The organism is Ochrobactrum sp. Q0168 (assembly GCF_016427605.1).
Classification (GTDB): domain Bacteria; phylum Pseudomonadota; class Alphaproteobacteria; order Rhizobiales; family Rhizobiaceae; genus Brucella.
The window spans coordinates 1-18,087 of sequence record NZ_JAELXQ010000014.1; the positions used below are offsets into that span (position 1 = coordinate 1).

The window sequence follows — 18,087 nt, forward strand, 5'->3', positions numbered from 1 at the left end:
ACGTCTTCGCGTTCTCACCATGGGTCTATCGCCAGAGAAACCTGGTCGAACGCTTCTTTAACCGCATCAAGCACTATCGTGGTATTGCCACACGTTATGATAAGAACCCGGCCAATTTCCTCGCTGCTGTCAAACTCATCGCTATCCGCATCTGGTGCATCACTTTATGAGTCTACGACCTAGTAGGGTATGCGTGTTCGAAGAAAGATCTCTTTTCTGTTCAATCCCGATGGATATGACGACATAGGTTGTGACGTACTATGTCTAACGACAACGTCCTTCGCCGTAAACGGAGTGCCCTAGCCGCGGCCGTTGGTGATGTGCTGATTGCCAGTCAAGAATCAAGTTAATGACCTAGTCTTGCGATCCTTACAAAGCTCCTCAAGTCACTTAGCGTGAACTCGATTTCTAATGTAAATTTAAGATTCTTCAATATGGCGACGAATGTCCAATCGCTGTGATCTAATCACTAGTGTACTTTCAATTATTCTCTACAGCGTTGTGCTGTTCGCGGACGTCTCACCACCCCAAATTTGATCTCCTGGACTTTGCGAACTTGGCATGGTCCGGCCGCTCCGTTAATTTTGTTGATAGCCGTTTCATGACCATCAAATATTGCGCAACTTACATTGAAGGCTGGCGCACTTCTGCTCGGCGGACATCGAAAAGCGTTCCGTTATCATTCCAAAGATGAAGAAATATAATCTACTATTTTAATAGACAATAGAAAGACTGGTCATTCTCAATCTGCGGTATTTCGTTAAGCTCTCACAATCACTTTCAAGAGAGGGAAATGCCCAAAATGACTCGCGTAGTGAATGTTTCCGGCAGGCTGAAACTCAAACTGGCCGATGGTATAGTCGATGTCGAGAGAGCTAGCGATGGACGTTTTTCCTCCGACCCGCAACGTATCTACGAGCACTGGGACGCCTTCATTGACTGGGCTTCGTCGAATAAGCGAAAAGCTGATGAACCCCATCCTGAAGCAACATTGATAGGAACTCCTGTACCAAACCCTCGGCAGATCGTAGCAGTGGGATTGAACTATCATTCCCATCTTCAACATTCCGGCCTTGTGGCACCTGAAGAGCCGGGAGTTTTCGCCAAATTCATCACGTCGCTTTCTGGTCCATACTCGAATATAGAAGTGCCAAGCGATTTTGTCTTTACGGAAGCGGAGCTGGCAATCGTCCTGAAACGCGAAGCTTATCGTGTCAATAAAAGCGCCGCACTCGATTATATTGCTGGCATCACGGTGGCTCAGGATCTTTACGACCGCAACTCGGTCGTAAAGGTCGCCGCAGCTGACGGTTCCTCCGCAGTGGTTTATATCAACCCCTCGAAATCCCGCGCGAGCTTTACACCACTTGGTGCGGAGGTGGTGTCGCTCGATGAGGTCGGCGATCTGGCCAATCTTTCTATCGAACTCGACGTCAATGGAGTGCCGATCCAGCGCGGCCATACGTCCGATCAGGTGTTTTCTGTACCTGCGCTCATTTCGCGATTGTCCCATAAAATGCGTCTTTTACCGGGGGATGTCATTCTGACGGGCAGCCCAGCTCGCGTGGAGGGCACGGAAGCCCAAAATCTGCGCCCGGGCGATGTGGTTCGCGCATCCATCCCAGGCATCAGCGAACAGCGCACTGTCGCCGTCTTGCCGGATTTCGTGCAAGAATCTCTGGTGGCCTAACTCCTGCGCGAAGGGTTTGCCAATGAGCAATCTATACGACAGCAACAGGATCGGCGGTCTGTCAAAATTAGTGACGCTCATCTGGCCCTTGAGTGCGCCGGATACTGAATTGGCTCTCCAACTGAATGCGCGAGTGATCGCTCAATTGAATACGCCTTGGGGGTTGGGGCTCAACGCCTATCGGCAACCGCCGTTTCAGCCGGATGCAATCGCTGCTGCCGGCTGGCAAGACCCACGCAGCCCACGTGATTTCGTTGTCGAATTGCTGCGCGTGCTGGATCGTCATGCATTGACGATTACTTCGCGGTTCTTTTCCGATCTCGATAACGAAAACGCGCAGTCAGTTCTGCTTCAGGTGCTTGGCGACAAAACCGCGTCCGATGAGGTCGCTTCGACGGCCTTCGCACTAATCCGACAGCTCATCTATGACGCGCTTTTTGTGAGTACTGCCGAGCATAAAGCACTCGGTTGGCAATGGCTCGATCAATCGGACGCTCGCACGCAGCCAGACAATCGCGCGATTACCTCGGAGCTGACAGCATGAGCAGAGATTGCGATCTGATTGTTGTCGGGGGCGGCTGGACCGGCGCTGTCATTGCCACCGATGCCTGTCGCAACGGCTTAAAGACGCTCGTTCTCGAAAAAGGTGAGATCACCGGCCTTATAGGCACCGATATTTTTTACAAATCACGGTCGCCGGGCTTTCCGGCAAAGCGTCTGCCCGATCCTGTGCAGGAAACCTTCACGCTCAGACACGAACGGACCGGCCAATCCTTTCCGATGCGAACGCTGGGCACCTTTCTGGCCGGGCGCGGACTTGGCGGCGCAGGTCTGATGTGGGGCGGCATCAGTGCGCGCTTCCATCCTCATGGCTTTACCTCCAAGACCCATTATGGCGATCTCCTTCAACAACCTTGGGCTGAAGATCTCGACTACCGCGACTGGCCAATTGGCTACGATGACCTCGAACCGCACTATACTTGGGCCGAAGCCGTTCTCGGTGTCGCCTCAACCAGAGGTCTGCCGTCCGAAAATTACAAGCGCTCCCATTCTTTGCCCGGAAAGCCACTCGATCTTTCTCCGAAGCTGGCGCATCTGGCCAAGGCGGCATCGGAAATCGGCCTGACCGTAACGGAAATGCCAAATGCGCTCAGTCTGGAACCCTATACGAACCCGCTTGGCATTACACGCAACGTCAATCCGCAACACGGCTATTCACTTGCCACACCGTTGAATACCCTGTGGCCTGCCGCCGTTGCGACGGGCAACCTTGACCTGCGTTCGGGTCACGTTCATCGCGTCCTGCATTCCGGTGGCCGCGCAAACGGCGTCACCTATACCAACGAACATGGTGAGCGGCAGACAGTTCTTGCGCCGATGGTGGCCCTGTGCAGTTGGACATTGAACAACGTTCGGCTGCTGCTCTTATCCAGGATCGGCAAAGCTTATTCACCCGACGAAGGGGGGCTGGTCGGACGCCATTACGCCAATCATATTGGTGTATCGTCGCAAGGATTTCTACCCGAACCGATATTTGAAGAACCTTCCTCAAAAATCGCCGGATGGGCAAACTCGGATTTCGATCCGGGGCGTGACAAAACGGCGAACTATGTCGGCGGCACCCGTATACAGGTAACAGGTCTCTATAATCTCCAGCGCGAGCTCCCGACCGTACCTGACAATGCACCCCAATGGGGAACCGGATGGCAAAAATCTCTCAAGCAGCATGTGGGACGCGCTGTCAGTGTAGCGATGCTTGGGGAAGTGGCACCGCACAAGCATCGTTATCTGGATATCGACACTACCTATCGCGATGCATGGGGCGATCCGTTGCTACGGTTGAACTTCGACTGGCAGCCCAATGACCGCAACATGGTAAGCGCCGTTGGGACCACTCTGGACAATATCCTCAAACAGGCCGGAGCAGACGTTAGCAAAAGCGGCACACAACTGCCCGAACATTACGATACCGTTCATTATACCAATTCTCATGCGACCGGCGGCGCCATCATGGGCAGCGATCCAGCTTCATCCGTGGTCGATTCAAACCTCCAGTCCTGGGACGTGCGCGGGCTCTGGGTCGTAGGAGCTTCCGCCTTTCCGACCAGCCCTGCCCCAAACCCGACCTTAACCGTTATTGCGCTCGCTCAACGTGCCGCCCAATCCCTTGTGCGACAGTCAGGCAACCTCTCATCTTCAGTCACAGCATAGTTTACGCAGGAGATAGTCCATGCAGCTTTCCATGAACAGACGCCATTTCCTTATCGGCACAGCAATCGCAGGAGCAACGCTTTATATGGGATCGGCGGGCGCAGCGACAGGAACGATTTCACTGACCGATCCACTGCCGACGGATATTCCGAAGGGAACAAAACTTCGCATCGCCGATCAAAATGAAACCAATGTCACGCTGTTGCGGCTTTCGGGCGGGCTGGCCGAATTGGAAAAAGATGTTGAAATTGAATGGCAAAACTTCAATGGCAACAATTTCGTTCTTGAATCGTTGCGTGTGGGGGCTGCCGATGTCGGCTGGGGTGCGGATATCGCCACTGCTTTCGGTCGGGCACAGGGCACCGAACTCTACAATATCGGCTATACACGAAACACCCGCGACTATTATGGCTTCTACACCGCGCCCGGTCGCGGCGACATTACTTCCGTCAGCCAGTTGAAAGGCAAGAAGATTGCCTATCCAAAGGGCACGATGATGTCTGTCTATATTCTGAAGGTGCTCGACGTCGCCGGCCTGAAACCCAGCGATGTACAGCTCATCAATGTAGCAGTACCCGACATTGCCGATGCGTTTCGGGCAGGTGAAGTGGATGCAGCCGTACTTGTGGCGGCACTCCGCCTGAAGCTTGAAGCGGAACTGAAGGACGAAGGAGTTCATCTGCTGCCGGAAGGTATCAATCAGGGCAGCGGCCTCAGCCCGATTTATGCGGTCCGCAGCGCGCTTGAAGACCCCGGCAAAGCGGCAGCGATTGTCAAATTTGCCGGCTTGTGGACTGCCGCTCAGCTCTACAAGGACGACCATCTCGATGAGTATGCGGAAGCCGTCTATGTCAAGCTGCGCAATTACGATCCCGCGACGGCGCGCAAGCTGGCCGGACTGGAAGGCAAGACGGAAGTGCCGCATCTCGACGCCAATCTGGCCGCCGAACTGCAAAAGTCTGTCGATTTCATGATCGGAGCTGGTGAATTGCCGCAGGGCCTCAAGATCGCCGATTATTTCGACTATCGCTTCGACGCCATCAATCAGGCTGCCGCGAAGGAATATGCAGGCCTATGAGCGGTTGGGGTACGATCCGTGTCGAGACACAAAAGCCGATACCTTTCCTGAAACTGCTGGGCCCTGTGCTTCTGCTTCTGATATGGGCAGCAGCATCGGCGGCTGGGGTTCTGGATCCCAGAACCCTGCCCGCCCCCTGGGAGGTGGTGGCAAGAGCGTGGCAATTGCTGGCCGATGGCGTATTGCAGAAGGCGTTACGCGCCTCTCTCTACAGGTCGATCACCGGGCTCAGTCTGGGTGTGTTATTCGGCATCGTTTTCGCTCTCATTTCCGGGCTCAGCCGCTGGGGCGAAGCTCTCGTAGATGGGCCCTTGCAGATATGGCGGGCAACGCCGGTTCTGGCCGTGATTCCGCTTGCCATTTACTGGCTGGGTCTTGGCGAACAGATGAAGATTACCCTCATCTGCCTGACCACGATGATACCGGTCTATATCAACACGTCGGCTGCAATCGCAGGCGTCGACAAGCGCTATGTGGAGCTGGCCCATACGGTTCGGCTGACGCATTGGGAGTTTGTCTGGCAGGTCGTCTTGCCCGGTGCGTTGCCGGGATTTTTCACCGGTCTGCGCCTGTCAGCCGTCAGCGCATGGCTGGTTCTGGTCGTCGTCGAGCAATCCAACACCATCAGCGGCCTCGGATATATGGTCGGTGAAGCGCGTCAGAACGGTCAGGTCGATATCATCGCTGTCGGGCTGGTCGTCTATGCCTTGCTCGGCCTCACAACCGATACTGTTCTCAGACACATTGAAACGAAGGTGCTCTCATGGCGCAAGACTTTTCGCTGACAGCGCAGAAAAATGGCGTCAAGGTACGGGGGCTAACCAGACGTTTCGAAGGCCGAATTGTACTCGACAATATCGACCTGACAATCGCACCCGGCGAATTCGTTGCATTGCTCGGTCATAGCGGTTCCGGCAAGAGCACAATGCTGCGCGCTTTGGCTGGCCTCGACCCCGATATTGAAGGCGGGCTGACGGTTCCTGACGCCACCAGCGTGATCTTTCAGGATGCGCGCCTTTTGCCATGGCAGCGCGTGCTGCCGAACATCAAGCTTGGAGTCAGATCAGACAAGCGTCACGACCTTGCCCTGTCGGCTCTGCGCGAAGTTGGGCTTGCCGGGCGCGAACAAGCCTGGCCGGGCGATCTGTCGGGCGGTGAACAGCAACGCGTGGCGTTGGCGCGCGCACTGGTGCGGGAGCCGGAGCTTTTGCTGGCGGACGAACCTTTCGGAGCGCTCGATGCCTTGACCAAGATCGTGATGCACAAACTGCTTCGCGATCTGTGTGCAGCCCACGCGCCCGCAGTCCTGCTGGTCACACACGACGTCGATGAAGCCATTATTCTGGCCGACAGAACCATCGTGTTGCATGACGGGCGCATCGTGCTGGACGAGCCGGTCAAGCTGCCACCGTCCCGAAGCCGGGCCGAACCTGAGTTCATTCGTCACCGGTCAAGGCTTCTCGAAGCGCTCGGCGTTTCCGCTCATTGAGGCCGAAAACAAAATACCGGTGGATGACCTCCACCGGCACAGACCTGAGTTTTACAATTTCGATCAATTCGCGATTTCGAAGATCTTGCCCGGATTCATGATCCCGATTGGGTCAATCGACTGTTTGATAAGCGCCATGAGGTCTACGGCATCGCCATGTTCCTCTCGCAGATAGGCCATCTTGCCAGTACCGACACCATGTTCGCCAGTACAGGTTCCGCCAACGGCAATGGCCTTTCGCACCATCTTCTTGTTGATCTGTGCGACTTCCTCCAGTTCCGCCGCATTGTCGGGATCGACAGCGAAAACGACATGGAAGTTGCCGTCGCCCACATGCCCCAGAATCGCCGCAGGCACGCTGCAGTTCTCCAGTAGTTTACGTGTATCGAGAATGACATTACCGAGCTCCGAAACCGGCACGCACACATCCGACGACCAACCTTTGGCATTCGCGCGCTGCGACACGACCGCGTAAAAGGCATTGTGCCGCGCCTTCCAAAGCCGGTTGCGTTCCTCAGGCGAACTCGCCCATTCGAAATCGCGCCCGCCATTGTCCTTCACGATATCGCGCACGAGTTGCACCTGCTCTTCGACGCTTCCGGACGATCCGTGAAACTCAAAGGCAAGCGTATCCTCGACCTTCAAATCGAGACCCGAATAACGATTGACGGCAGCGATCAATCCACGGTCCATAAGCTCCATACGGGCAACCGGAATACCCAATTGGACAACGGCGATAGCCGTCTCCACCGCCTGCAAGACATCTTCGAAGGAGCAGAGTGCTGCCGATATACTTTCCGGAATACCGTGCAGGCGCAAAGTGACTTCGGTGATAATGCCAAGCGTGCCTTCCGAACCGACAAAAAGCCGCGTCAGGTCGTAACCTGCGGAGGATTTGCGGGCGCGGGTTCCGGTGTGGACAACCCGTCCGTCAGGCAGAACGACCGTCAGAGCCAGAACATTTTCGCGCATCGTGCCATAACAGACCGCGTTCGTGCCGGAAGCGCGTGTCGCCGCCATGCCGCCTATCGAGGCATTGGCACCCGGATCGATGGGAAAAAACAGTCCCTGATCGCGCAGATGGGCGTTCAGTTCTTCGCGTGTGACACCGGCTTGTACCACACAGTCGATATCAGACGGGCTGACCCGCACGATAGCGTTCATCCGCGACAGATCGAGCGAAATACCGCCGCGAACCGCAATCAGATGCCCTTCCAGCGATGTACCCGCTCCGAAAGCGATGATCGGCACATGATGCGCGGCGCACAGCTTGACGGCGAATGAGACCTCTTCCGTGCTCTGCGCGAAGACAACCCCATCAGGCACGACACCCGTATGGTGGGATTCACCGCGGCTATGCTGCTCGCGAACGGCTTTCGATAGCGAAAAACGGTCACCGAACCGCCTGGACAGCGCATCGGTGAATTCTTGTGGGAGCGCGCTCATAGGCTAGCCTCCGTGATATATAGGGGATGTATCTCGTTCAATCGCCGGGTGCATGGGCGCATCCCCGCGTTCGAAGATGGAAAGGGTTCTGGCGAGGCGGAACTCGCCGGTCAACCAGCCGCTTTTCAGGCCGCCGCTTTGATCTTCTCCAGATGGCGCTCCAGAAATGGCAGGCTGTCCTGCCCCCAATAGAGTTCGCCTTCGAAGCGAAATGTCGGCAGGCCGAAGACACCGCGCGACTTTGCTTCTTCGTAATTGGATTTCCATGTTGCCTGAATATCCGCAGCACCGGCCCGCTCTTCCAGAGCTGCCGCATCGAAGCCAGCCGCATCGAGAATATGACGCCGAACTTCCGCCCGACCGATGTCCAGACCGTCTTCCCAGAATGCCTTCTGAAGCACGGCGGTCAAGCGGGCCCAATCGCCGCCATCCAGAATATGCCCGATGACGAGAAAGCCCGCGGGCGTCGGATCGGACAGACCGGCACGATCCTGAAGTTTCAAGGTCTTGCCGCGCACCGCGGCCCAGCGGCTCAAATCGGTCAGCCAATAAGCACGACGCGCCGCTGGACGGTTACGGGAATAGATCGCCCCATTTTCTTCAATCAGGGAAATCGGTATCGGTCGGATACCGATATTGAACCGTCGGGAAATTTCCAGAAGGGGAGCAAGACCGAGATAAGCCCAGGGTGAACCGATCCCGAAGTAGAATTCAATGACAGCCATTTCAGTTGTTTCCATTCGCTTGCCTGAAGGACCAATCGAAGACATCGAGGGCAGCATCCTTGGCAGCAAGAACGTGGGTTGGGTTACGATTGACGGCGACCGTCGCCAGTGCCCCTTCGTAAAGTAGCGCGAGATGCGCGACCGGCGCGGTTTCGGAAATTCCGGCACCGGTGAGAATTCGGGCAAATATGTCCCGGACGGAACGCTTATGTTCGCGTGCGATGGAGACGACCCGTTCGGATTCTCCATGCTCGGCAACCGCCAGCGCAAAGGCACAACCCCGAAATTCAGGACTGTCGGCCTTTTCGTGCAGCCGCTCGAAAATGATGCGGAGCTGATCACGAGGTTCAGATATATCGACGAGCACATCTTCCAGGGATTGAAGAACGCGCTCATGTCGCTCGCTCAGATAAGCCGCGACGAGATGCTCCTTCGATGGAAAATGGCGATAAAGCGTTGCTTTGGCAACACTTGCTTCCTCGATGATACGGTCCACGCCGACGGCGCGAATACCCTCCTTGTAAAACAATGCGCCTGCTACATTTAGAATTTGGTCGCGAATTGAAGCTCTCATTCAGCTTTCCGAAAGTTCGGTTCCCTTTATTGATTGTAGCGAATCGTCCGCGTCAAAGTGGACCATTCCGGTTACACTCATGCAGCCCGAGCAACCTGACCGATAATCACATTGATATCATCGAGTGTGATCGAGCCCGGACGTTTGCCGCTTTGCGCCAAACGCGTCGCCGCTTCCTGCACAGCACTGTTATAGGGCGTATCCACAGTATGAATTCGTCCGAGCTGGACAATTTCGCCATTCAGGTAATCAACCTCATTGGGCACCCCACGCGCAAAACTCTGCCACGTCGATTGCTGGCCGGGTTTAATGCCACTGTCAGCCGCAAGCCCCCATCCGGCGAGGCTGACGCGACGCTCCGACGGATCGGCAATATCATAGCCCGCCGCCTTCAGAACCCTTGTCGCTTCCTGAGATAACCGATCAGCAAAGTTCGAGAGCGCCTCCACGTCGCCGGAGAAAATCTCCAGAACATTCTTCACATTGTAAACCAGCTTCGCTGCTTTCCAGCGTTGCACATCGGATCGAACCTCTGTGAGGTAGTTTGCGCGAGCAAGATCAGCGCCGATTTTTCTTGCTGTCTCGTTTTCGCCCGACGGATAAACACCAACGACGACCGCTCCCACCTGCGGCGAACCGCCAGCGACAACGGTGCCAATTTCAGTAAAGCGCGCCGGTGTCAGGATACTCGCGCCATAAACATGCGCGAAACGTCGACTTGCCACCGCCTCGGCAGCAAGACCGTTTTGAAGCGTAACCAGAGGCAGCCTGAAACCTGCTGTTTCAGAGCTGTTCTCCAGCGGCTGGCGGGACCAGAAAGCCGTCGCAGCCTCGACGTCCTGCGCCTTCACAGCGAGGATCAGCACATCGTCCGTGGTCAGAGCCGGCGGCTCCTGCGTGTCATAGGCATTCAATTTGACAGTCTGCGTTCCGGAAGGCCGCTGATAGGTCAGGCCATGCGCGCGGATATGACGGATCTGCTCGCCCCGGCCGACAAGAGCGTAATCGATGCCGACACTTTGAAACTGGGCGGCGAGGCTGGCGCCAACAGCGCCGGCGCCGATGATGACATAGCGGGTCATGACAGTGTCCTTATTGCGTGGCCAGCGAATCCTTGAGATTCGCTTCGAAATTGATCTTCTTCAACGTTTCGAGAATCGTATCACCATAACGGTTATCGTAGGCGAACGACGCGTCAATCGCCTTGCTCAGCGCGCCGAAGCCGTAAACGACCTCAGCGATGCTGCGCGCCTCATCGATCCGTGCCTCATCAATGGGCAGCGGTAGAACACGGGTGTAGGACCAGATGAAATCGGCATTTTCCGGCGTCAGCTTGCGAACCTTGACCAGCGCCTCCTTGGCTTCCTTCGGATGACGGTTGTACCAGTCCTGATATTCGACATAACGACGGACAAGATCGCGAATGGCCGCGTCTTTCGCCGGGTCGGCCAGCGATTTTGAATTGGCGAGCAAGCCGCCCGGACTTCCCGGACCGACATCGCCGCTCTTGGCAATCACCGTCGCACCGTTCTTGATTGCCGGACCGTAGGAATCGATTGCGCCCGAAACCAGATCGACTTCGCCGTGCAGCAAGGCCAGCGCGCCCGCTTCATTGTTCAGCGTCACCGGCACGACATCCTTGGGCGTCAGGCCGAGATGCTTCAACGACTGGAGATAGAGGAGATAGTTGGTTGCGCCCGGCGACGATGCCCAACGCTTGCCGCGCACGGCATCGGCGGTCAGCTTCGTTATGCCGGAGTCCTTGGATGCCACGGTGACGAAGCGTTCGTGATTAACCGGATCGGCAGTCGCGGCAACCACAATCGACTTGTAAGGCACCGTGTCCTTCGTCCAGTCGGGATTGGCCGCAGCCTGTGCCTGAATGGCCGTGAACTGCGCGAAGTAGCTGACATCGACCTTGCCTGCCGAAAGCGCGGTCGCGTTTTCGACCGCATTCGGGAAGGTTGCAAATTCGATCTTATAGGGCGCATCCTTCCAGATGCCCGACGCTTCCCATGTTGGTTGCAGTTCCTGACCGTTCTGGCCGATCACAAGCGTAATCTGCTTTGCCTCTTCGGCCTGACCGGGCTGCACTATAACGGCCGCCAGCGAGAATGCCGAAAGGCTTAATGTCACGGCGCGGAGAAGCTGGGCCTTCGCCCGCTGATCCCCACTGTTTTTCTTGGACAAGATAAAGTTCATATATCGAAATTCCTTATAATGGGGCTTTTAGCTGTCATTGTGTATCGTCAGTCGTTTTCCGGAACGGAAACGCCAAGCTCGCGGAGCAGCCGGTGCCGCAACGATGCAGTTTCCTCAGAGGCCCGTTCCTGCGCGGATCGGTTTCGGACGAGTTGTGGCGGCACGGCGATATCGAGCGAGAACCGGCCATTTTTCAGCACAAGAATGCGATCGGCCAGAAGAATGGCTTCGTCCACATCGTGCGTGACGATCAACACGGCAGGCTGATGTTCGCGCCAGAGACCCTCGACCAGCGCGTGCATCCGAATGCGGGTCAGCGCATCGAGTGCTGCAAAAGGTTCGTCCAGAAGCAACAAGGTCGGCGCCCGCACCAGCGCTCGGGCGAGAGCAACGCGTTGCGCCTCGCCGCCCGAAAGATGTTTCGGCCAGGAGTCGGCCTTGGCTTCGAGGCCGACTTCCGCCAGCGCCTTGCGAGCGACGGCGCGTGCATTACCCTTGATACGGGCACCAAGCAGCACATTGCGCCAGGCCCGGCGGAACGGCAGAAGACGGTGTTCCTGAAAGACGACCGAACGATTTTGCGCCACGCGAACATCGCCCTCATTGGCGTGGTCAAGGCCGGCGAGAATGCGCAGCAAGGTCGTCTTACCGGAACCGGAGGCCCCCAGCAGGGCGACGAACTCGCCCTGCCCGATTGTCAGATCGACATGATCCAGAATGGTTTGATCACCGAATTTCTTCGAGACCTGCCCAAGAGATGCAACCGGGGACGCCACAGGAGGTGCAATTGGCGCGCGGATTTTCTGAACAGCCTCTTCCACTGGCTGAAAAGCCAAGGCGCTGTCGTTTCTGACGAGGGGATGGACGTTGGCGGCAATGGTCATTCGATTATCTCCACGGCAGGACGAGCTTTTCGATGGCACGCATGATCAGGTCGATCAGAACGCCCAGCACGGCGTAGACGAGAACGCAGGCCACGATCAGGTCGATGCGCATGGCGCCGCTTGCGACAAATATCAGATAGCCGATGCCGGCACGGCTGTTGGTCTGCTCGGCAACGATGAGCGCCAGGAGCGAGACACCCATGGCATAGCGTATGCCCACCAGCACGCCGGGGAGCGCCGCCGGCAGCAGAACCTGCCAGGTAATCTCAAGGGGAGAAAGCCCGAACGTTCTCGCGGCTTCCACCAGCTTGCTGTCGACATTGCGAACACCCGCATAGGTATTGAGATAAGCGGGGAACACGCAGGCGAGCGTGATGAGCAAGATTTTCGGGGCTTCCCCGATCCCGAACCAGATGATGAAGAGCGGAACCAGCGAAATGAACGGCACGAGGCGAACAATCTGGAAAGAAGAGTCAAACACTTCTTCCGCCAGACGCGACAGCCCGGTCCACAAACCGAAGGCGATCCCGATAAGAAGTCCCAGTCCCAAGCCGGCACCGGCCCGAAGCAACGATGCCGGTAAAGCGGCCTGAAAATCACCCGTCTCGACGAGTTCGGCAAAGGCGCTGACGACCTCCCCCGGCGAGGGGAAGGTCTGTGAATGGATCAGGCCCGTAGCACTGCCGATCTGCCAGACAGCAAGTGCCACCACCGGCAATACGAACCGCAGCAGATTCCGGGGCGCGAGCAGGCGCGCAGGAGCCAGCGTTTGTTGCGGCCTGGTGTCGAGTTTCTGGAGAACGACCGTGCTCATGGACAACCTATCAGGCGGCTGCCGCGCGGACGACGGAAACGGCGACCGACTGCTGTTCGCCGAGACCGCTGACGGCGGCGCGAATACGGTCGCCGGATTTCAAGGCCAGCTTTTCGGTCCCGTGAACGCGATCCGGGCTACCCGTCAAGATCACGTCGCCCGGCAGCAGGCGCAGCTTGCGCGACAGACGGGCAATCAGTTCCGGCACGGCGAAGATCAGATCGTTGGTATTGCCACGCTGAACCGGCGTGCCGTTGAAGTCGAGTTCAATGCCCAGATTGCCAAGGTCGCCCGCTTCGTCGAGCGAAACGAGTTCCGGGCCAATCGGTGTGAAGGCGGCCAGCGACTTGGACGGGTTGAGATAGGTTGCGCCGGGATTGCCCTCAAGCGTCGGCACCCTCACTACCGATGCGGGATCGAGAAGGTCCTGCGCCACGGTTGCGCCGGCGAGATAATCCAGAGCATCGCGTTCGTTGATCTCAAAACCTTCGCGCTTGATCACGACAGCCAGTTCAGCCTCGGTGAAAACCGCTTCGCTCGGCAGCGGGATTTCGTCATTGGGACCGGCAAGCGAAGTCAGGAATTTTGCGAACACACCGGGTTCGGTCGGGGTCTTCAGCCCGGAATGGCGAACATGCGTGTGATAATTCAGGCCAACACCGATGATCTGGCGCGGAGCAGAAACCGGCGAGCCGATCCGCTTGCCCTGCGGGCGGGCTTCTTCCGCAGAACGGGTAGCCGATGTCGCCCATTCGACGAATGCATCCCACTGCGCATAGATTGCCTGCGGATCGGAGGCAAAGCGTCCATCGCTGGCCTTGGCGACATCGAGAATGCCATCGGCAAGAATAAGCTTGAGGCGGCCGGAGTCATTGAGAATACGGGTCATTGAGCAGTTCCTTTGTTTGGAGCGTACCGGTTCAGGCTTTCGGTACCGAGGGTGAGAAGGACGGAATCTTCCTGTGGCGAATGGATGCGAGAACACAGCACATCGCGGAAATGGCGTTCGATGGAATTGGCGCGGGAAATTCCCGGATTGCCGAGCGCCTTGGCAGCAAGCTCGACGGCACGGATGAGCGAGGCCGAGATCGCGGCCTTGGCCGCAATCACACGACGGAAAGCCGTCTCGTCGCCTGCATCCATCCGGTCCGCAAAATGAAACAGCAGCGATTCCGCCTGAATGATATTCAGCTCGATTTCGCCAGCAACCGTGCGAATACGTTCCGTGGTTGCAATGGGCCGACCGAGACCGGATGGCACGCGATGATGGGCAAAGCGCGCAAATGCATCCTGTGCGGCTCTGGCGACACCGAGATAAAGCGACTGGATCAGCAGCACGGTCGGTGCGACGGCGCGCGCGTCCTGCTTCGTCTCGGCAGTGATGACCTCCGGATTGACGATATGGTCATGCGGCACCAACACATCGTCATAGACCACATCGTGGCTCTGCGTCGCGCGCAGACCCAGATGATCCCAGGCCGGTATGATCTCAATGCCCGGTGCCTTGGCGGGAACCACAAATTCTGCAACGCGCGGCGTCGCTTCATCAGTCACCGCCCAGGGCAGATGATAGCTGAGACCTGTTGACCCCGTGCAAAACATCTTGCGCCCTGACAGTACCCAACCCTCGCTGCTATAGCGCGCCTTGGTTGCCGGAAGCCCGCCGCGTGCGGGCGCACCGAGGTCCGGCTCTGCCCGAAAAGCATTGATCAGCGTCGGTCGTTCGTAGGATTCGGCCAGAAGCCGACGGTACAAATGCGGAGCGACCGCCCGCTTGTTGCCACCGACCTGCGCGGCATGGAATTGCAGATTCATCAGCATGATCAACGCCGCCGACGGATCGCCATATCCAACCGTCGAAACGAGACGTACCAGTTCCGCGACGCCGACATGTCGTCCGCCATGTTCGGGCCGAACAGTCGCAGTCAGAATGCCGGCATCGTGCAGCAGGGCGATTGTTTCCGAGGGGAACGACCCCTCTGCATCGTGAACCGGCGCATATTCGGCAATTGCCTGGACAATTCCGTCCGGGGCATCGAGCCTGTCGAGTTGCAGCGGGCGCACGTCGGGCGTGGCCAGACTCACAACCCCGGGATGGGCTTGTGGAGGCGTCATGTCTTCGTCCTGTGAATGCTGAAATTTATATGCCAGCCGGTTTCGCTTATTCCGCCGCCACACTGGACGGGCCAAGGCCGCGTTCCGCCAGACCGGCTCTCACCAGCGGCAGGACATAACGCCCGTAATCGATGGCATCGTAGAGATTGTCATAACCGCGAATGGAGATGAGTTCGGCTCCAAGATCGACGTAATCGAGAATGACACGAGCAACCGTTTCGGGACTGCCGACCAGCGCTGTGGAAGCACCGCGCGCACCGGTGGCGACGACCGGAGCAAACCACAATGCCTTATCGTGCACCTCCGACTGAGAGGCGAGTTCGAGCAAACGCTGGGACCCGATGTTCTGCGGTTGCGGACGCTTTGCTCCACCATGATTGGCATTCAGGCGATCCAGAATGCGGTGCGCCTTGGCCCAGGCCAACTCATCCGTTTCCGCGATGATCGGACGGAAAGTAACCCAGATACGCGGGCGGTCGGAACGACCTGCCTTGACGGCTTCAGCGTTCACATTGTCGATCTGCTGGCGCGTCGCGGCAAGCGGCTCGCCCCACAGGCCAAAAATATTGCCTTCCTTGCCACCAATCCGGTAGGCGTCGGGCGACGAACCGCCAACCGAAACCGGAATGTTCGCCTGGACCGGGCGGACGGAGCTGCGGAAGTTCTTGAACTGGTAATATTTACCGTCAAAGTCGAAAGGCTCGGTGGTCGACCAGATTCTTTTGATAATGGTGATATATTCTTCCAATCGCTCATAGCGCTCCGTCTTGGACAGGAAATCGCCTTCCTGTGCCTGTTCGGCATCGCTGCCACCGGCGATGAAATGCACCACGACACGTCCGCCCGACAACTGATCGAGCGTCGCCAATGCCTTGGCTGCGACCGTCGGATAAATCGTGTTGGGACGAAGCGCGATGATAATCTTCAAGTGCGTCGTGTTCGCGGCGATTGTCGCGCCTATCGTGAAATTGTCGAATGAAGACGATTCATAAGGAATCAACGTATAATTAAATCCGGCATCTTCGAGCGCTCTAGCATAACGAACGAGATATCGAGGATCGACCGGAGACCCCGGAACAGGATTTATATCGGTCGAAGCGTTCGGATAGGTAATACTGATGAATTCCACGGACATGTTACACGCTCGCTAAAAACGCTTGTCGTTGATAGCGATACGTTAGAGGCGCAGACTCAAAAAGAGAACAACCTGTCTTTCTATATTATACAAATTTGGTAGATTATATTTCCAACCGAGCGTCCGTTAGCTTCAAACATATTATAATCGAAAGGATATGTGTGAATTGCAACCGCGGGCATGACGTGCCCTGTTAAAATGGTTCGGGATTTTAATGGCCTGCCCGGACCGCCAAACCAAGCACCTCAATATTAACACTCGGGTAGGAGGAGTCGCCTTAATTGGGGAGCGGACGCAGCTCTCTCCGTAGGCCGTCTTTCATGCGCTGATCGACATGGCGATGCCTCGCCATGTTACAATGGCGTGGGAGCGAAGCTCTCGATGATCTGCGGCGGAGAGATGTTTGTAGTGAAGAAGGAAGAGATTGGCGATCGGGCCATGGATTGAAACACGGTATTCCGCTACTGGTGGATTTTGTCATCCTGGCCGGAAACACCGGCTATACCAAGGCTTTGGAAACCAGCGCATGCAATTCGACGAGTACAAGGCTCTGGCTTCCTGTATTATCAGCGACTTCCTCAGCATCAGCTGCGGCGAGCGCAATGAGATCGGTCGTGCCTCAGAGTTGTATTTTTGTTTTCTCACGTAAATTCTAGCTGATTGGTCCCAGCATGTGATGGTGTAGAATTGTCACCGACACAGCGGAGGGAGCTATGGGCCAAATTCTCCACGGCAGCGCCAAGACCACCCACGCCATTCGAGCAGAACTACAGCGATCGAAAGCTTCGGCCGCGCAGCTCGCCGCGCGTTTCGGGATCAACGAGAAAACGGTCCTGAAGTGGCGCAAGAGGCGTTCCGTCGAAGATATGCCATGGGTCCGAAAGAGCGCTGCAGTACGGTTCTGGCGCCTGTTGAAAAGGCCGCGATCGTAGCGCTGCGGGTCCAGGCACTGTTACCGTTGGACGATGTCTATATTGCGCTCAAGGATGTCATCCCGCATTTGACCCGTTCTTCGCTGCACCGGTGCCTGCCACGCCACGGCATATCTCGTCTGCCTAAAGGCGACCGGGGAAAAGCCCAGGAAGTTCAAAGACTACGAGGTTCTCTACTTCCATATTGACATTGCCGAGCTCCGCTATGAGGGCGGTAAAGGCTTTCTCTTTGTCACGATTGATCGGACCAGCAAGCTGGTGTTCGCACGTATTTATCGTAAGGCCACAAAATGGGCGGCAGCCGGGTTCCTCAAGTCATTGATCAGAACAGTGCCTTACAGGATTCATACAATCCTGACGGATAATGGTGTGCAATTTGTCCAGCGAGAGCAAGGTACGAGCCTCACTTTCCCGCATATCTTCGGGCGGGTCGCTCTTGAAAACGACATTGAGCATCGGCTGACAAAACCATATCATCCGTGGACCAATGGTCAGGCCGAGCGGATGGTGCGGACGATCAAGGAGGGTGAAGCGGAACAGGAATTGATCCGGCGAATCAATTCCCCGCTGAACGTCAAATCTTTCCACTACAGCTCCATCAACGAAATGCGCCGGCATGTGCGTGATTGGCTGACTGCATACAACTTTGCCAAACAACTCAAAGCCTTGAAGTTCAAGACACCCTATGAAGCCATTCAGGAACTCTGGATCAAAGCCAGAGGCCTTTATCGTCAATCCGAACCATCACATGCTAGGACCAAACAGCTAGTGGAAGCTTTCGAGCGCTTTAAC

Annotated in this window: 16 protein-coding genes and 2 pseudogenes; 8 read left to right on the plus strand and 10 right to left on the minus strand. The window is 56.7% G+C overall.

The genetic code is table 11. From position 1 onward, the window contains the following. The 7 genes and pseudogenes from JAU75_RS18685 to JAU75_RS18715 all read left to right on the plus strand — a co-directional run. A pseudogene (locus JAU75_RS18685) lies at window positions 1–170 on the plus strand (IS5/IS1182 family transposase); the annotation flags it as partial. A gap of 632 nt (window positions 171–802) precedes the next feature. Beyond that, the gene (locus JAU75_RS18690; RefSeq protein ID WP_199057970.1) at window positions 803–1,690 is read left to right on the plus strand and encodes a fumarylacetoacetate hydrolase family protein; all 888 of its coding nucleotides are present in this window, start codon (window positions 803–805) and stop codon (window positions 1,688–1,690) included. 22 nt (window positions 1,691–1,712) lie between these two features. After that, the gene (locus JAU75_RS18695) at window positions 1,713–2,234 is read left to right on the plus strand and encodes a hypothetical protein (protein ID WP_210339352.1); all 522 of its coding nucleotides are present in this window, start codon (window positions 1,713–1,715) and stop codon (window positions 2,232–2,234) included. After that, a complete protein-coding gene (locus JAU75_RS18700; RefSeq protein ID WP_199057972.1) occupies window positions 2,231–3,901 on the plus strand; it encodes a GMC family oxidoreductase in 1,671 nt (556 codons plus the stop codon). The genes JAU75_RS18695 and JAU75_RS18700 overlap by 4 nt, the downstream gene beginning before the upstream one ends. A gap of 19 nt (window positions 3,902–3,920) precedes the next feature. After that, a complete protein-coding gene (locus JAU75_RS18705; RefSeq protein WP_199057973.1) occupies window positions 3,921–4,979 on the plus strand; it encodes an ABC transporter substrate-binding protein in 1,059 nt (352 codons plus the stop codon). Next, a complete protein-coding gene (locus JAU75_RS18710; protein WP_199057974.1) occupies window positions 4,976–5,764 on the plus strand; it encodes an ABC transporter permease in 789 nt (262 codons plus the stop codon). The genes JAU75_RS18705 and JAU75_RS18710 overlap by 4 nt, the downstream gene beginning before the upstream one ends. Further along, window positions 5,743–6,468: an ABC transporter ATP-binding protein gene (locus JAU75_RS18715; protein ID WP_199057975.1), complete on the plus strand. Its 726-nt coding sequence runs from the start codon at window positions 5,743–5,745 to the stop codon at window positions 6,466–6,468. The genes JAU75_RS18710 and JAU75_RS18715 overlap by 22 nt, the downstream gene beginning before the upstream one ends. Before the next feature lie 63 nt (window positions 6,469–6,531). Here JAU75_RS18715 and JAU75_RS18720 read toward each other — a convergent pair whose 3' ends face one another. The 10 genes from JAU75_RS18720 to JAU75_RS18765 form a co-directional block, all read right to left on the minus strand. Further along, window positions 6,532–7,914 carry an FAD-linked oxidase C-terminal domain-containing protein gene (locus JAU75_RS18720; protein ID WP_199057976.1) on the minus strand — a complete coding sequence of 461 codons (1,383 nt, stop codon included), beginning with the start codon at window positions 7,912–7,914 and terminating at the stop codon, window positions 6,532–6,534. Window positions 7,915–8,039: 125 nt separating this feature from the next. Next, window positions 8,040–8,639: a DsbA family protein gene (locus JAU75_RS18725; protein ID WP_199057977.1), complete on the minus strand. Its 600-nt coding sequence runs from the start codon at window positions 8,637–8,639 to the stop codon at window positions 8,040–8,042. Window position 8,640: 1 nt separating this feature from the next. After that, window positions 8,641–9,213, minus strand: coding sequence for a TetR/AcrR family transcriptional regulator (locus JAU75_RS18730; RefSeq protein ID WP_199057978.1), 573 nt, complete (start codon window positions 9,211–9,213; stop codon window positions 8,641–8,643). Window positions 9,214–9,290: 77 nt separating this feature from the next. After that, window positions 9,291–10,295: a ketopantoate reductase family protein gene (locus tag JAU75_RS18735; protein WP_199057979.1), complete on the minus strand. Its 1,005-nt coding sequence runs from the start codon at window positions 10,293–10,295 to the stop codon at window positions 9,291–9,293. Window positions 10,296–10,305: 10 nt separating this feature from the next. Continuing rightward, window positions 10,306–11,415 carry a PhnD/SsuA/transferrin family substrate-binding protein gene (locus JAU75_RS18740; RefSeq protein ID WP_199057980.1) on the minus strand — a complete coding sequence of 370 codons (1,110 nt, stop codon included), beginning with the start codon at window positions 11,413–11,415 and terminating at the stop codon, window positions 10,306–10,308. A gap of 47 nt (window positions 11,416–11,462) precedes the next feature. Then, window positions 11,463–12,215 (minus strand): ABC transporter ATP-binding protein, encoded by a 753-nt coding sequence (locus JAU75_RS18745; protein ID WP_371836212.1) that lies wholly within the window; start codon window positions 12,213–12,215, stop codon window positions 11,463–11,465. 88 nt (window positions 12,216–12,303) lie between these two features. Further along, window positions 12,304–13,113, minus strand: coding sequence for an ABC transporter permease (locus tag JAU75_RS18750; protein WP_199057982.1), 810 nt, complete (start codon window positions 13,111–13,113; stop codon window positions 12,304–12,306). Between the two features lie 10 nt (window positions 13,114–13,123). Further along, on the minus strand, window positions 13,124–14,002 hold the full coding sequence (locus JAU75_RS18755) for a fumarylacetoacetate hydrolase family protein (RefSeq protein WP_199057983.1): 879 nt from the start codon (window positions 14,000–14,002) through the stop codon (window positions 13,124–13,126). After that, window positions 13,999–15,228 carry an acyl-CoA dehydrogenase family protein gene (locus JAU75_RS18760; protein WP_199057984.1) on the minus strand — a complete coding sequence of 410 codons (1,230 nt, stop codon included), beginning with the start codon at window positions 15,226–15,228 and terminating at the stop codon, window positions 13,999–14,001. Before JAU75_RS18760 ends, JAU75_RS18755 begins: the two co-directional genes overlap by 4 nt. 46 nt (window positions 15,229–15,274) lie before the next feature. Further along, a complete protein-coding gene (locus JAU75_RS18765; protein ID WP_199057985.1) occupies window positions 15,275–16,363 on the minus strand; it encodes an LLM class flavin-dependent oxidoreductase in 1,089 nt (362 codons plus the stop codon). 713 nt (window positions 16,364–17,076) lie between these two features. Between JAU75_RS18765 and JAU75_RS18770 the strand changes: the two are divergent. Continuing rightward, a pseudogene (locus tag JAU75_RS18770) lies at window positions 17,077–18,064 on the plus strand (IS481 family transposase). Window positions 18,065–18,087: the final 23 nt, after the last annotated feature.